15 protein-coding genes are annotated in these 14,595 nt (G+C 55.2%); 3 read left to right on the forward strand and 12 right to left on the reverse strand.

Annotated elements, in window-relative coordinates:
• A partial coding sequence (locus tag HOV93_RS25140) for a hypothetical protein (protein WP_207399314.1) occupies positions 1–614 on the reverse strand: 614 nt, incomplete at its 3' end.
• Between the two features lie 712 nt (positions 615–1,326).
• Here HOV93_RS25140 and HOV93_RS25145 point away from each other — a divergent pair.
• Positions 1,327–2,280, forward strand: coding sequence for a hypothetical protein (locus tag HOV93_RS25145; protein WP_207399315.1), 954 nt, complete (start codon positions 1,327–1,329; stop codon positions 2,278–2,280).
• Between the two features lie 268 nt (positions 2,281–2,548).
• Positions 2,549–2,695, forward strand: a complete 147-nt coding sequence (locus HOV93_RS25150) for a hypothetical protein (RefSeq protein ID WP_207399316.1) — start codon at positions 2,549–2,551, stop codon at positions 2,693–2,695.
• A gap of 11 nt (positions 2,696–2,706) precedes the next feature.
• On the opposite strand, the gene HOV93_RS25155 is transcribed toward HOV93_RS25150, so the two are convergent.
• From HOV93_RS25155 to HOV93_RS26085, 11 genes are all read right to left on the reverse strand, one after another.
• A complete protein-coding gene (locus HOV93_RS25155) occupies positions 2,707–3,072 on the reverse strand; it encodes a hypothetical protein (protein ID WP_207399317.1) in 366 nt (121 codons plus the stop codon).
• Positions 3,073–3,166: 94 nt separating this feature from the next.
• The gene (locus tag HOV93_RS25160; protein WP_207399318.1) at positions 3,167–3,541 is read right to left on the reverse strand and encodes a hypothetical protein; all 375 of its coding nucleotides are present in this window, start codon (positions 3,539–3,541) and stop codon (positions 3,167–3,169) included.
• 28 nt (positions 3,542–3,569) lie between these two features.
• Positions 3,570–3,914 carry a hypothetical protein gene (locus HOV93_RS25165; protein ID WP_207399319.1) on the reverse strand — a complete coding sequence of 115 codons (345 nt, stop codon included), beginning with the start codon at positions 3,912–3,914 and terminating at the stop codon, positions 3,570–3,572.
• Positions 3,915–4,032: 118 nt separating this feature from the next.
• Complete coding sequence (locus HOV93_RS25170; protein ID WP_207399320.1) at positions 4,033–4,608, reverse strand: NADPH-dependent FMN reductase; 576 nt, start codon at positions 4,606–4,608, stop codon at positions 4,033–4,035.
• Between the two features lie 237 nt (positions 4,609–4,845).
• Positions 4,846–6,276 (reverse strand): tRNA (N6-isopentenyl adenosine(37)-C2)-methylthiotransferase MiaB, encoded by a 1,431-nt coding sequence (gene miaB / locus HOV93_RS25175; RefSeq protein WP_207399321.1) that lies wholly within the window; start codon positions 6,274–6,276, stop codon positions 4,846–4,848.
• A 146-nt stretch (positions 6,277–6,422) separates the two neighbouring features.
• Positions 6,423–6,659 (reverse strand): hypothetical protein, encoded by a 237-nt coding sequence (locus tag HOV93_RS25180; RefSeq protein ID WP_207399322.1) that lies wholly within the window; start codon positions 6,657–6,659, stop codon positions 6,423–6,425.
• A gap of 113 nt (positions 6,660–6,772) precedes the next feature.
• The gene (fmt, locus tag HOV93_RS25185) at positions 6,773–7,759 is read right to left on the reverse strand and encodes a methionyl-tRNA formyltransferase (RefSeq protein ID WP_207399323.1); all 987 of its coding nucleotides are present in this window, start codon (positions 7,757–7,759) and stop codon (positions 6,773–6,775) included.
• Between the two features lie 145 nt (positions 7,760–7,904).
• A complete protein-coding gene (gene def, locus HOV93_RS25190; RefSeq protein WP_207399324.1) occupies positions 7,905–8,483 on the reverse strand; it encodes a peptide deformylase in 579 nt (192 codons plus the stop codon).
• A gap of 140 nt (positions 8,484–8,623) precedes the next feature.
• Positions 8,624–9,082, reverse strand: a complete 459-nt coding sequence (locus HOV93_RS25195; protein ID WP_207399325.1) for a helix-turn-helix domain-containing protein — start codon at positions 9,080–9,082, stop codon at positions 8,624–8,626.
• Complete coding sequence (locus HOV93_RS25200; RefSeq protein ID WP_207399326.1) at positions 9,079–9,627, reverse strand: DUF6932 family protein; 549 nt, start codon at positions 9,625–9,627, stop codon at positions 9,079–9,081. Before HOV93_RS25200 ends, HOV93_RS25195 begins: the two co-directional genes overlap by 4 nt.
• Positions 9,628–9,714: 87 nt before the next feature.
• Positions 9,715–13,050: an efflux RND transporter permease subunit gene (locus tag HOV93_RS26085; RefSeq protein WP_235991068.1), complete on the reverse strand. Its 3,336-nt coding sequence runs from the start codon at positions 13,048–13,050 to the stop codon at positions 9,715–9,717.
• A 403-nt stretch (positions 13,051–13,453) separates the two neighbouring features.
• On the opposite strand from HOV93_RS26085, the gene HOV93_RS25210 reads away from it, so the two are divergent.
• Positions 13,454–14,500 (forward strand): transaldolase family protein, encoded by a 1,047-nt coding sequence (locus HOV93_RS25210; protein WP_207399327.1) that lies wholly within the window; start codon positions 13,454–13,456, stop codon positions 14,498–14,500.
• Positions 14,501–14,595 lie beyond the last annotated feature (95 nt).

The following is a 14,595-nucleotide window of genomic DNA, read 5'->3' on the forward strand; positions in this document are numbered from 1 at the left end:
GCTTTCATGCGGTAGTAGGTCCACGCAAAGAACCGTTTCTCTTGGTAGGACAACGGCTCTTGGATTGGTTGTTTGCTTCGACGGATTTCCCGCTCGCGGTAACGATGGTGAAGCTGGCGCTCGCGTTTTGGTCTAGGCTCCAGTGGTGGAAGCTTAGGAGGTTGGCACTTCTTGGGCTTCTCGATTGTGGGCGGATCTTCCTCGGGGAATTCGTACGCTTCGATCTCGGGATCGATGGGTACTACCAAGGGGTCTGCCCGGTAGCTGGGACCTGCTTCGTCCATTACTCGCGTGAAGTGTTCTTCCTCGGTTACTTGCGGGGGTTCTTCGGGCGGTTCCGGTGCTCGAAACTCGCCGGCTTCCTGGGCTTCTTGTCTTCGAATGATCGCGCTCAAGGTTGCCCCTTGCGGGCGGCCCAAGGGATCGTTGCCGTACTCGGCCCGATGCATGGGGTTCTCGAAGGGTGGCTCCTCGGGAGGCTCGTCGGCCAGTAGTGCCAGGACTTCGCCGCAGCAGGGGCAGAGGAGTCGGTTGCCATCGATCACGGCAACCTGCGAACCGTGCGCGGAGGCGCCCGGCTCGTGTTTTTCAGGTTTTTCGTGGTGATGGGACATAACGGTGCTCTTTAGTGGTGTTGGGTTTAGTTTAAGTAGGGCCCGCGTGTCGCGGGTCGCGAAGCGGGTACCAGGCGTCCGACCCGCGACACGCGGGGCCCTACGGTTTGCTGCTTATCTAGCAGCGAACTGGGTACGGATTTCGTATGCCTAAAAAGAAAATAGGCACGGTGCCGGGGAAGCGTCCCCTGGGCATGATTTAGATATATCAGCCTGGTGTAGCATATGTATAGTGCTCAAATGAAAATTTTTGGGGATTCGCGCGGAACCGGGTACCAGGCGTCCGGCCCGCGTTCGCGTGAGGACCTACGGACGTGCTTCTAGCGTTCTTACGGCGGCATTGTCAACGTGATGGTTGCACAACGATTTCCCCGCGAAAACCGCATGTTCGGCACCGTTTTACGCTGGGTAAATGGGCCTGGGGGCCGCTTTTGTTTTCGGGGCGTAGGTTCGACATATGTCTGACAAGTTATCCCCATCTCAGAGCGACAGATGTGGAGATTTTGTGAAGACCTAAGTCGTTGCCTGATCGCTTGTTGGTGCCGCCTGCTAGCAGAATTTTAATTTGGCGAGGTCTTATCTGGTGGAATGCCACCCAGGTGAGTGCGTAGAATTCGTGCCTCTTAGAAGTTGGCCCCGCTCCGCGAGAAGAATTGTGGGCGTGCCGGGCCCATTTGGATCACGTCTCGAAAGGATAGGAAGCCAAGTCCGCATGGAAGAACCAACTGTCGATCTCGCCGCAACCGATACCACCCAACCTTCGGTCGATGCCGAGGATACTGCTACTGAAACCGCTGTTGAAAGTGCCGCGTCCGAGTTTCCCCTCAGCGAAGAGTTGCTGTCCAAGTTAGAAGAAGCTTCGGCTCCTTACTTGGGTCAGTGGACCAAGTTGATCAGCACGACCAACTGGGACAAAGGAAAGATCATTTATCAGTGGCGAACGTCTCTGCAGGAAGCAGGGGCACCCACCGCCGAGTTTGCCGACGATGCCTGGGCTCGCCGCGTGGGCGGTGTCACCGGACAGCATGTCGGGCGATTGCGCCGCGTGTTTGAGCGTTTCGGTGATAACTATCCCACCTACGAAGGTCTTTTCTGGAGTCACTTCCAGGCCGCCATCGAGTGGAATGATGCCGAGATGTGGCTTGAGGGTGCTGCCGAGAATAAATGGTCGGTCGCCTCGATGCGAAACCAGCGTTGGGAAACGATGGGCAAGCTCGAATCAGATCGCCCGGACGACGACATTGTCGCTTCTGAGGTAGACGAGGATTACCAACCAGCCCAAGGCAACGATGGTGAAGTCCATGGTTCCATTGGCGAAATGGACGGCCCTCTGCACGAAGGTCCCGATTTCGGCGAGGAAGATCAAGACTCGCACGCACGAGAATCTGGCGGGCTGGCCGAAGGGGAAGTCGGTGATGCGACCGAAGCGCCTTCGTTGGTGAAACCATTTGCCGAAATTGGCTCGATGCCAGACGACGTACTGGACGCTTTCGAGGCTTTCAAGCTGGCCATCATTCGCCACCGCAGTGCCAACTGGGAAGAAATCAGCCAGGAAGACATGGTCAGTTGCCTGGAATCGCTGAAGGTTCTGGTCAATGCTCCGAGTGGCGAGCCTGCCAAGGCTAAGAAGCCGACTGCAGAAGGGGAGAAGCCTGCACCGTTTTAATTCTGTGTGCAGATAGTTGCTGACCAAGCGAGAGACTTACCGCTGAGCTACGCGGGGCTTTCCCATCGTCTAAGCATATTGAAGGCTATCGGCCTATGGGTTCGATAGCCATTTTTTATGCGCCGACCCGACTCTAACGATTCTGCCGATCGCACCGGCCATGCAGCTTAGATAGTTCGTAATTGGCCCCTACGGTTTCCTTGCGAAAGGGGCATCTGCGACGAAAGCTTCCAACAAAGTCTCGTCGTTTTTTGAGTGGAAGCATCCTATGTCTTATCTTGTCGTATTTGCCGGGCTGTTAGGTTTGACCCTGTATATGGACCTGACGATTATCATGTCGGCTGGCATCATTTTGGTTGGCATGACCATCTGGGCCGTACTGATGAACCGCAAGCTCCATATTCCGAAGTGGTAGGCCAGGCCAGGCTAGTCTTCTTCGTTCAGCCAGTCCATCAGCATGGCATAGTCACTCGCCGTTTTTACCTTCGAGCCGCGGTTGTGCGCGACCGTCTCCCAGAAATAGTTGATATGCTCTTGGGGCATTAGAGCGGCGATCCTGTATTCCGGCCCGAACAACTCTCCTACAAGCAAACCAACGCGGTAACGGGTCATATTGTCTAAGGTGGAATCCAGCGACATGCCCTCGATCAGAACACGCGTCTTCCCGGTACGTTGGCATGCAACGTGAGCCTGCTTGATTAAATCTTCCCAATCCTCAGGGACATGGTCCCCTGAGCAGACAAACTCAAGATAATCGGGGTGCTCGATCAGTTCGATGCGAAGCTGGGTCATGATCTCTCAAAAGATTTAAGCGGAACGTGCACTGCCAACTCTATTTATGCTTGCGGATTCTTTAAAAACAAGCCTGGAAATCGCTTCGCATGAATTAGTCGTCACTCAATAACCAGCTCAGCAAGCTCTCGCGGTCGTTGCTTGCTTTGACGATCGCTCCTCGATTGGTCGCGACATTCTCCCAAAACGAGTCGTTTTCAGCCCAAGGAGAGAACGCCGCGATGCGAACCGAGGCCCCGAACGCTTCACCGACTCGGATCGCCAAGCGATAGACGACCATCGCATCCGTTGGAATCGATTGATCGCTTTGACTTCGATCGACGAAAACTCTTCGTTTCCCCGTTTTCTCGGTAGCCTCAACCATCGCTTGCAGCAGGTCGTTGAAAAACGCTTCGTCGATTGCTGAACCGGGAACAATAAACTCGAGGTGCTCTGAGTGTTCCACGTAGGGATGTTCAAATTGGGACATGGCAAAATGCAATCCAGACGGTGAGCCCTTATTGTTCGCTAAGAAGCCAATCGAGCAGGCTCGCCCGATCGACGTCCGATTTCGCAATCGCCCCGCGATTGCTCGCGACGGTTTCCCAAAAATTGTCTTCATCCCAATCAGGACGCAAAGCGGCAATGCGAACACGGACGCCGAATGTCTCGCCGGTGCGGATTCCCATTCGGTAGCGGACCATCGAATCGACCCGATTGGTCAAGCCAGAAGCATCGATGAAGACTCGAGATTTGCCCGTCTTCTGGATGCTTTCGACGATTTCGTGCATCAGCTTAACCCACGCGTCTTCCGTAGGATCTCCCGATATTACGAATTCGAGATACTCGGGATGTTCAACCATGGCGATGCTCTGGTTCGACTACCAGGCTCTATATATGAGATGAGTCACGAAGAGAAGAGATACGCCAATCAAAGCGTGCGATCGATAACCGGAAAACGATTCCGCTTGGCAACCTTGCTTATTGCAACTTCTCTAAAAATCCACACAACGATTTCCCCAAACCTTCAATCGTTTCTTGCTGCTTGGAATCGTTCAGGGAGCCATTCTCAGCAAACGCATTACTGGCCCCTGAAATAGCCATTTGCTTGGGCAGCACGATCACACCAATATTTTGCAGGATGGCTCTCACATGAACCAAACCACGAAGTCCCCCTAAAGCCCCCGGCGAAGCACTCATCAGTGAGCAGACCTTACCGCTGTAGGCTGCCAGCGGGCCTTCGCCTTCCATCGGTCGCGATACCCAGTCGATCGTATTCTTCATAAGAGGAGTAATCGAACTGTTGTATTCGGGACACGAAAGCAACAACCCCTGATGCGCCAGGAATAACTCTTTCAAGGCCTTCCCGTTTTCCGGAATCCCTTGCTCTGCTTCCAAGTCCGCGTTGTACAACGGCATCGGAAAGTCGGCTAAATCCAGCAGGGTGACTTCGGCACCGGCATCTTGGGCCCCCTTCACGGCGATCTTAATCAGCCTCTTGTTGAAAGAATCGCGTCGGGTACTTCCAGCGAAAGCGAGAATCTTCGGTCGGCTCATGGTCGGTGGCTCCTGCGGATTGTGACTTCGAAGCTGAACCATCATGGTAGCAACCCAAGCAACCAGAACAAATGACCATGATCCATGGGAAGCGACGTTACCTAGAAAAAAGAGACAAGCCCCTGCGATCTGTCACAGCACGCGCTTGTGCGCTGCGAAACCCGCGGTTCGTCTCTTTCTCTGTTTCCATTTGGCATGCACGCGACGACGTTTCCGAGGGCACCCAAGGGTCAGACGCTAACCGAGCGCGAAAAGTTCCGGACCACATTCTTGTGTGACGACTTCGCCGAAGAGAGTATGCGCGTGGCAATCGTAGACCACCACCGGCATGATCTTGCCGATCTGACGCGGGTTGCCATCAAAGACAACGATCCGGTCGCAGTGCGTTCGCCCGATCAACTGCGTTGCATGCGGATTCTGCTCGGCCTGGGCATGCTTGATAGCCGTCTTGCTGGGGCCTTCGACGAGGACCTGAACCGTGTCGCCAATCAGTTTTTGGTTGTCTTCCAGGCTGATGCGGTTTTGGACCGCCAGCAGGTCGTTGTTTCGCTGCTGTTTGACGTGACGAGGAATGTCGTCGATGAACATTTCCGCGCCGCGGGTACCTTCGCGTTCGCTGTACTTAAAGATGAAGCTGTTTTTGAAGCGGCACTCTTCGACCAGTTCGACCGTCTTCTGGAAGTCCTCTTCCGTCTCGCCGCAGAAGCCGACAATAAAGTCGCTACTTACCGCGTAGCCGGGCACGATCTCGCGAATCCGCGCCATCATGTCGCGATAGTCGGCCACCGTGTATCCACGCTTCATCCGCTTGAGGATTTCGTCGGAACCACTTTGCAGCGGCACGTGCAGGTACGGCGAGACCTTGCTCAAATCGCGAACCGATTCGAGCAGTTCGCGGGTCATGTCTTTCGGGTAATTGGTGACGAACTTAATGCGTTCGAGCCCTTCGATCTCTTGCAGTTCGGTCAGCAGATCGGCCAGACGCCAGAGCTTGCCGCTGGCGTCGGTGGCCTTATAGCTGTTGACCGTTTGGCCTACCAACGTGATTTCAGCCGTGCCATGCTCGGCCAGGTGACGGCACTCGCGGAGGATGTCTTCCGGCGTACGGCCTTGCTCGGGACCTCGGACACTCGGCACGATGCAGTACGTGCAGAACTTGTCGCAGCCAATTTGAATTCGCACGTAGGCCTGAAACGGCGTTGGACGCATCTCAGGATCGCGCAGCGGGTCGAAGCTTTCGTGGCTGCGAGTGATTTGATCGCGGGTACCGTCTTTGCGGCCCAGGCTGACTTCAATCTGCTTCCCTTCGCCTGAGTTGATCTTGTCGATCATCGAAGGAATTTGATGCAGTTGCCCCGGCCCGACAATCAAATCGACGTAGGGTGCGCGGGTGAAGATCTTGTGCTGATGGTTCTGGGCCATGCAGCCCATCACTCCGATGACCTTCTCGGGGTTCTTCTCTTTCAAGTCGCGCAGCACGCCGAGGTGACTGTAAGTCTTGTTTTCTGACTGGGCACGAACACTGCACGTATTGAAGAGCAGGGTATCGGCTTCTTCCGGCTTGGTGGTCAGCACGTAGCCCTGCTTGCGCAGCGAGGCCACGACGAGCTCGCTATCGAGCATGTTCATCTGACAACCGACGGTTTCAATAAATAGACGTTTTTCCATGCGGACGGATCTTCGTATGGCTGGTTGGGCAGATGGCTTAGCGTGGCAGTTGCCACTGCGGGATGGTCTGGCAGTGGATCTCGTGGGTCCCCATCTTAGACTGCTGGACTAGTCAGCAGGGGTTCCCCCTCAATTACGTTCCAAGACTAAGCGGCTTCTTTGTGTTTCTGCTTGATAAATTCTTCAAACTGCTTTTGTTCGGCGAGTTCATGGGCCTTGCGTTCATCTTCGGCCTGCTGCTTGAGGGCTATCTCGCGCAGGCGACGGAATTCCTCCTGGAACTGCCGTTCCAAGCGAATACGACGCACCCTCATCAACCGCACCAATCCCATGATGGCGATGTAGGAAGCGACGGCAAATAGAACGATGTCCCAGCGACTCACAGCATATAATCCCGCGTCCGTGCAGAAAACCAACGGTGTATCTTAAACAACGACCCCAGTTGGGGGCGAGAGGGATTTCCGCGGCAAACTGGGTAAAACAGGCCAGAAACGGGTTATTCTGCGGTCGAAAGCTTCGATTCCGATAGCAAGCGATCACCTACCTTCGGATGGTGACCATGCACGAAGTCGGCTACCTGCATCGGTTTCTTGCCTGCGGGTTGAATGGTATCGATGATAATTTGACCATCCTTTGCCGCAAAATACAGGCGATCTTCCGCCACCACCGAGACCGACCCGGGCGAAACACCCGGCAGGGGTGGCTCTCGCAAGAGGCGGATCTCTTTGAGGATAATCCGCAGCGGCGGCTTTTCATGCTGCTGCAGGTGGGTGAAGCAGCCGGGCCAAGGCTGAAACGCCCGAAATTTGTTGTAAATCAACTCGGCGGAGTCGTTCCAATCGATGTCCGCATCCGATTTGGCCAGTCGTGGTGCCTTGGTAGCAGACGACTGGTCTTGAACCTGGCCAGGGGTGCCGTCGGGGCCATGGTTCTGCAACATCTCAATCGACTCGAGCACGGCCGGTACGCCCAAATCTGCAAGGCGTGGTTCTAGCTCGACGGTTGTTTCCGTCGGACCGATCGGGGTTCGCACGACCTTTAAACAAGGTCCCCCGTCGAGCTTCGGTGTCATGTGAATGACTGTGATGCCTGTTTCCTCGTCCCCACTGAGAATCGCCCAGTTGACCGGTGCCGCGCCGCGATACTTCGGCAAGATCGAGCCGTGCAGGTTAATGCCACCGTAGGTCGCCGTGGCCAGGATGTAGTCCTTCAAGATTTGTCCGTAGTCGCACACCACCAACAGATCTGGCCGAAGATCGGTAAGCAGATCTTTCGCTTCTTCGGTGTTCACGCTCGCGGGGTCATGAATGGCAATCCCATGCGCATTGGCTACATCACGCATGGGCGTGGGAATGGAAGACTTCCGTCGATGCACCGACCGCACCGGCTGCGAAAAGAGGCAAGCGACTTCATGCTCGCTGGCAACAAGGGCCTCGAACGTGGGAACAGCAAACGGCCCAGTCCCCATCATGACGATTTTCATAGAGAGTCCGATGGATAGTTTTCAGTGTTCAGTTTTCAGTGTTCAGCCAGAAGAGGCCTCGCGACTGACGCATGCGAAAGTCATGTGATGTTTAGAACCCTGTCTCCTTCAAGCTGAAAACTGAACACGTCACCCTGAAAACTAACTACGCATACTTTTGTTCGAGTTCATCCTGAAACTTCTTGATCGCTTCGTCGGTGGGCAGCTTGCCTTCGCCCCGCAGGCGTTCGAAGGTTAACTCGAATTGGTCGACCTGCGGCTGAATATCGTACAACGCGTCTTCGTCCATGCGATCGGTGAACATCACACCGTCGAGGTGGTCGGTCTCGTGCTGCACACAGCGGGCGAACATCCCGTCGACCTTCTGCTCAAATTTTTCGCCGTTGGGCATGTACGCGCTAAACATGATCTCTGCCGGACGCATCACGGGGCCATACACGCCGGGCAAGCTGAGGCAACCTTCTTCGGCTTCGTCCGATCCGGTACCCCGGTTGATGGCCGGATTGATGAAGACCAGTTCTTCGCCTTCTCCCTTTTCGCCGGCCAGGTTCATGACGAAAAACCGCAGCGGGATACCAACCTGATTGGCGGCCAGGCCAATTCCCCGGGCCTCGTACATCAGATCGAACATCCCGGCAATCATGCCGCGAAGCTCCGCGTCGACGCGTTTGACAGGCTTCGATTTATAACGCAGCGTAGGGTGGGGAAAGTGAATAATCTGCAACGTAGCGGTCCTAAGAGCCGGGCCCAAACAACAGGATCAGGCCTCGCATATCCATGCGGAAGCGAGGCCGCGAAACGATCCATTATAGGAAGAATTGAGAACCGGTCGACCGGCACTGACTTTCCGCAAGCTGCTTATGCTCAGGCAGTAACCGATTCACTTTGACCTTGGCTGCGTTCCAAGCGAACGACTTGGGTGCGAAGATCCACTCCTAAAGCATCGAGAATACGATTGGCCCTTTCCAAGGTCGCACCGTGGTATTCGTTGCGTTCGTCCCGAGATACTTGCGATTCGTGCACTCCTAGACGCTTTGCCAGATCTCGTTGCGAAATCCCCTGGGCAATCCGTAGAGCGATTAAGAGACGGCCCACGCCGTAGAAGTTTTCAACCTCTTCGAATTCCCCTCGCTTCAGCCGCTCGTAGCTGGTCACTTCCTCCTTGAATTGTTCGTGAAAGGATCGAATCGGTCCCATTGCCCGTTCCACCTCCTCTTGCGTCAGATCCATGCTCTCTAGTGCTTGGCGTTGGGCTTCGATGCGTTCGGCTTCCTGCTCAATACGCTGCACCGCCTCTTGATACTCGGCCTCGTTACGAATCATTTTGCACCTCCAATTTTCAGGATTCCCTTGGGGTGATTTCCGAATCGGGTTCGCCGAAATGCGGCCGGAAACTCAAGTGGATGGCCAAATTCATCTTCAATTCCCGAAGGCTGTCCAAAGTGGGCATAGAGCTCGACACGATATTGATGCCACATTGGAAGTTGGCGTTTGGGATACCCCCGATAGGGACGACGCGATGCCGGGTCCCAGGTCCATATCTTATGGGGATCCAACAAGTTCAATTCTCGTTCCAGCTTCCCGCTGATGAACTGGTGGGCATCGCACACGAAGTATCCATCAATATCGTTTGGGTGATCTTTCTCTTCCGCAAACGAACCATCGACGAATATTTGATCGATTCCAACACGCCAAAGCTGATGACAGAGAACCGAAAGATTCTGAACCAATTGAAGTCGCCAATGCTCGTCCCATGTGGGGGCGCGAATACTGGATTGTTTCACCAGAATCGATCGACGCAACTCGTCCAGGGACATCTCATAGTCGCCAGGAGGGAGTAGGCCTTGGTCGGTAAATTCTGGCAACATCGGCAGCCTCTGCTTACCTAAATATAGGCCAACTTGACGCGAGAGGCAAACTTGACACCTTTGTCAAGTGAATCAGCAGTGCAACCGTTATGCAGGCCGACTCCGACCGTGTACCGGGTAGACACGCGGTTCGTCTGATTCCTCAGCGACTGCGGTGGGGGTATCTCCATCGCTGGAGGTCTCCTCGGCAGGCTCTTCCGTGGCGTTCTCGTCGTCCTTTCGCTTGTTCCGCGCCTTACGATCGGGCCGGAAGACACGTCCCAGAGGGCCAGCGAGCAGGGCCGGCAGGAAGATCAGGTCACCGACCAGGGCGACCGCCAGCAGCGTGACCATCAGGTAACCAAAACGCTGCGTCGGCGTGAAAGTGCTAAATGCGAACACGGCAAGCCCCAGACCGCCAATGATGGTTGTCTGGAACATGGCCATCGCACAGCGGCTGTAGGCCTCTTTAATGGCCCGGGCACGCGTATACCCTTCGTCCAATCCCCAGCGGAACCAGGTCAGGAAGTGGACCGTATCGTCGACGGCCACACCCATCGCCACGCTGGCGGTCATCATCGTGCCGATATCGACTTCGATGCCGGTCCACGACATAAAGCCGAACACGATACAGATCGGAAAGACATTCGGCAGCATCGAGATGAGCCCTGCTCGGAAGCTTTTAAGCACCATCATCATCACCAAAGCAATCAGGGCAAACGCCCAGATCGTGCTTTCGATCAGGTTGCTCAACAGCGTACGTGCGGCCTTGTAGACGACCGGCACCACGCCCGTGTAGACAAGCGACACCGGCCGACGATCGCCACTGTACATCCGGGGAGTCTCTTCCCCACTGTATTCATGGGCAGTGACGTCGAAGGTCCCTTGAATGTTGGCGTTCTCGGCAATCGCCGCCATGTCGTACATCGGGTTGGGCTCGATCAGCACGATGTAATCCGAGTGTGTCTTGTCGGCCAAGATGTAATCTAAGCGATCCTGAGTGTGCGTGCCGGGGTCATGATCGACGAGCTTGATCCGGGCGTTGACGAGCAAATCGCGAAGCGTTTCCGAGAACACTTTCGTCGCATCGAGGTGGCCATAGCGACCAAGCTCGGCGGACTTGTCTTCGCTAACCGCTTCGTTCGCCGACGCGTAGTTCACGCCCAGCAAAGCAACCTTGGCGTTGACGTAGCCGCGGCCGTCTCGGTCTTTGTCGATCTGTGCCAAAATCTGATCACGGGCCTGATAGGCGTCCAAGATCGGCTCGGTGACCTGCTTTAAATCGTTAACAAAATCACCGTAGTCGATGTTCTCTAAAGCACCCAGTCGCAGGCTCACACGCCACAACTCAGCGCCGTTCTTCTTGTCGACGCGCAAGTAATCGGACTTCACGAACTCTTTGAAGGAAGCTTCCAGTTGTTTGCTATAGGCATAACGCTCCGATAACGAAGCCGTGCTGCTGCCGGCATCAGGCAGTTCCGGAGCAAACGTCAGGGCCGACATCGGTGGGCCCACTACCTTGGCCCCCTCAGGTCCCAGGTACTCTTCGACGACGCTCGCCACGCGCTGGGCCATCTCCATGCGTTCCAGAAATTTGTACTGGAACTTCGGATCGACCTTGTTCTCGGTAGCCAATGCCAGCGGATTGAGCGCCTTTTCTGGTGCTTCCGGGTCTGCTTGATCGTAGTACAGCATCTCGGGTTCAACACGGATGACCAGTTCCATGGGAACCAGCTTGCCGAGGTTATCTTCTAACCAGGCATAGTCCTGAATGATGCGGGACTCATTGTCAAACATCTTCAGAAGTTGAACGGATGTCTTCAGGTATTGCAGCCCGAACGCGAAGAAGAGGAACATGGCCAGGCAGCCCAGGGCAACCTTAATATTGTTGGCGATCACGAAATCGCCGATTCGATCGCCGATGCCACGAATCCATATCCCGGTCGGAGAAGATTCGATCGGCTTGGAATCGCCCTTCTTCTTCACGGCATTGGGGGGCCACATCTGCAGCGCCGCCGGCAAGTAGGTGAACAAGAGAATCAGCGTTGCCAGAACGCCCATCGCCGAGAATATCCCGAACTTATGGATCGGCGTAATGCTGCTGGTCGCCAGCGAACCGAGCCCCACGGCCGTGGTCACTGCGGCGATTGTGCAGGGATACCAACCGTGAGAGATCGTCAACTCGGGCGCATTGCGGAGCGTGCCCGTTTCGTTCACCACATCGCGGTAGTAGTTCACAATATGGATTGCGCCCGATAAACCCAGCACGTACACGACGGCTGGCATCGACATAATCACGGCGTCGGTGGTCGGGTCGAGCCACCAAATGAAACGGCCAGCGGTCCAGTAAATCAGCGATAGGCTCGTCACGGCGCTAATACCGCCGACGAAGAACACCATGATCGTTAGCTTGATGCTCCGCAAACACAGATACGAAAGCCCCAGTCCGATGATCACGCTGAAGCTGACCAGGCGGGCTAACGTGCGTTCGCCTTCTTCATCGATCGAAACGTTATCGACCGGTGGGCCGCCCAGGCGAAGCTCGTCTGGGTCAACGCCGGCTTGTTCGGCAAGCTGCAACAGTTGCCCTTCTTGTCGGCCGAGCACGCCATGCCCCATTGTGCGACGCAAGTCGACCTTACCAGCATCGGTTAGCGTGACAATTAAGCAGGTCTGCTTGCCATCGGGACCAAAGAGCGTGCCGGTCAATCGCTTCAGGGCCTTCTCGCGGGCCGCTTTCAACTCTTGGTCGCTAGGGTCATCGTCCCGCACCAGGGTGCCGCCGGGGGCAGACAACTGGGCCAGAACATCGGGGCCCGTCGTGACCGATTTGAAGAGTCGTGCTTGAAGCAGCTTCGGTTTCTTGTAGTACTCTTCATGGACTTTCTTGACGTAGTCCCCTTCAGCCGTGTTTCCCCCGGTGAAGATTCGCTCGCCGGCACGACCCACGGCACCAATCACCGTGCTTTGGCCATTCCACTTGTAGATTTCGCCATTTTCCAGAAGGTAGTACCAGGTCGCATCGTTGCCGAGGAACCATTTCTCGTTTTGCCCGGCCCAACTTTGATGCTGGTCGCCAGGGTAATAGAGTCCTAACTCGTCGCCAATGAAGTCTGGCAGGCGATGATCGTTAGGAACGCTGTCCTTCTCTTCCTCGGTCAGCGGCGGCGGTACCAACAGCCGCGAGAGATAATCGAGTCGTTGGTCATCGGCCGAGCAGCCATCCCAACTGATCAGTACAAACTGCTCGCCCAGGAAGTGATCGCGAAACCAATCGAGTTCCGAGGTTTCCGCAAAGTCGCTGGGAAGCCAGTCTTTGACGTCGTTCCTCATCTGCTCCAAAGACAAGCGAGCCCCGCGCAGCGCAAAGGGCACGAGGAAGAAAATCGCCATCAATATGAACAGGGCGTAACGCTCGAAGAATGTAGGTCGACGCATCTGCATCAAAATCCGCTCTTTGAGAATCCTTGAGCAACTTGGATCGAGGTAAATCGGACGCTCAGACCAAGATCCAACGCCACCGGCTCTGCCAATGGTCGCGGCTATGAGAACTCGGCTCTGATTACCGCTACCTCACAGAATTTCCGCTACTTGCTGCTTTCTACGCAAAACGATCAAAACTTCGCTAATTTTTGCGTTTGTAAGCGATTAAAGCTACAGTTTTCTTCAAGTTGAGTCTATGGCAGGCGCATCTATCCCAGGCTGCGCACATTCGCCAATTGTAAACCATGACGCTTTCCAGGACCTTCGCACCGCAGAAAAAGAAGATCCGCACCACTCGCGGTAAGGTAGAATACGGCAACTTCGTCCAATTAAGAACCTGTTTCCAAAGAAGGAGCCCTCGGTAATGACGACGCCACTTGAGACACTCATTCAGGCCGGCACGAAAGTTTGGCTCGATTCCATCGATCCCCAGTTAGTCGATTCCAATTTCAAGTTGGGTGTTTCCGGGGCGACTTCCAACCCCGTCATCGTCTCGGACCTCCTAAAGTCGGGACAGTTCGACACTTGGATCGAAGAGCTGACCGCACAAGGTAAAGAAGCCCACGAGATTGCCTGGACGATCACCGATCGACTCGTTCAAAAGGCGCAAGACGTCTTTCTGCCAGTATGGGAACGAACCGAAGGAAACGACGGCTACGTCAGTTTCGAGCTGGATCCGCTGCTGGAAGACCCTGACGGCAACATGCCGCACGATGAACGCGTTAAGCAGTACATCGAGCTGGGCAAGAAGTGGGGCGTGGGCCACAAGAACCGCATGATCAAGGTCCCTGCGACGCCTGCGGGCATCGATGCGTTGGAAGAACTTTGTGCCGCTGGTATCACGCTGAACGTGACACTTTGCTTCACCATGCGGCAATATCATGCAGCTCGCGAAGCTGTCTGGCGCGGTGCTCAGCGACGCGAATCGACCGACGCTTTCAAAAGTGTCTACTCTATCTTTGTCTCCCGCGTCGATGTTTATTCCGAGAAACATTTGCCTGACCTCAGCGACGCCGCTCAGGGGCAGCTCGGTATTGTTAACGCAAAAAACATCTGGAAAGACAACGCAGAGTTCTGGGCCGATAAGAACCTGAAACTGCAGCAAGAGCTGATCTTCGCGTCGACTGGCACGAAGCTCCCTTCGGACCCAGCGTGGAAGTATGTCGCGGCCTTCGCCGGAGACGGTATCGAAACCAACCCGCCCAAGACGAACCAACAGGTTCAAGAGAGCGGCCAGTCCTTCGATCGCGAGATCGATCAGATGCCGCCGACAGAAGTGCTCGAAGAATTCGAAAGCAAGGTCGACTACCAGCACCTGGAGAAGACCTTGATGGAAGAAGGGATCGCCAAATTCGCCGATCCGCAAAAGGCCTTGCTCGAATTGATCGAGTCGAAGAAAGCAGCCGTTTAGGGTTGCTCTCTAGAATTGCCTTCTGCCCAATCGAGCAAAACCCAAAGGGTGTCACGGCTGGCCAGTCCAGCCGTGTGAACCCGGGACCAGGTTAT

The sequence above is a fragment of the Bremerella alba genome (assembly GCF_013618625.1).
In the GTDB taxonomy this organism is placed as follows: domain Bacteria; phylum Planctomycetota; class Planctomycetia; order Pirellulales; family Pirellulaceae; genus Bremerella; species Bremerella alba.

What these genes read in the sequence shown, in the direction of transcription:
- HOV93_RS25145 (WP_207399315.1), top strand. Translation starts at nt 1,327, where the DNA reads ATGGAAGAACCAACTGTCGATCTCGCCGCAACCGATACCACCCAACCT.
- HOV93_RS25150 (WP_207399316.1), top strand. Translation starts at nt 2,549, where the DNA reads ATGTCTTATCTTGTCGTATTTGCCGGGCTGTTAGGTTTGACCCTGTAT.
- HOV93_RS25155 (WP_207399317.1), bottom strand. Translation starts at nt 3,072, where the DNA reads ATGACCCAGCTTCGCATCGAACTGATCGAGCACCCCGATTATCTTGAG.
- HOV93_RS25160 (WP_207399318.1), bottom strand. Translation starts at nt 3,541, where the DNA reads ATGTCCCAATTTGAACATCCCTACGTGGAACACTCAGAGCACCTCGAG.
- HOV93_RS25165 (WP_207399319.1), bottom strand. Translation starts at nt 3,914, where the DNA reads ATGGTTGAACATCCCGAGTATCTCGAATTCGTAATATCGGGAGATCCT.
- HOV93_RS25170 (WP_207399320.1), bottom strand. Translation starts at nt 4,608, where the DNA reads ATGAGCCGACCGAAGATTCTCGCTTTCGCTGGAAGTACCCGACGCGAT.
- miaB (WP_207399321.1), bottom strand. Translation starts at nt 6,276, where the DNA reads ATGGAAAAACGTCTATTTATTGAAACCGTCGGTTGTCAGATGAACATG.
- fmt (WP_207399323.1), bottom strand. Translation starts at nt 7,759, where the DNA reads ATGAAAATCGTCATGATGGGGACTGGGCCGTTTGCTGTTCCCACGTTC.
- HOV93_RS25195 (WP_207399325.1), bottom strand. Translation starts at nt 9,082, where the DNA reads ATGATTCGTAACGAGGCCGAGTATCAAGAGGCGGTGCAGCGTATTGAG.
- HOV93_RS25200 (WP_207399326.1), bottom strand. Translation starts at nt 9,627, where the DNA reads ATGTTGCCAGAATTTACCGACCAAGGCCTACTCCCTCCTGGCGACTAT.
- HOV93_RS26085 (WP_235991068.1), bottom strand. Translation starts at nt 13,050, where the DNA reads ATGCAGATGCGTCGACCTACATTCTTCGAGCGTTACGCCCTGTTCATA.
- HOV93_RS25210 (WP_207399327.1), top strand. Translation starts at nt 13,454, where the DNA reads ATGACGACGCCACTTGAGACACTCATTCAGGCCGGCACGAAAGTTTGG.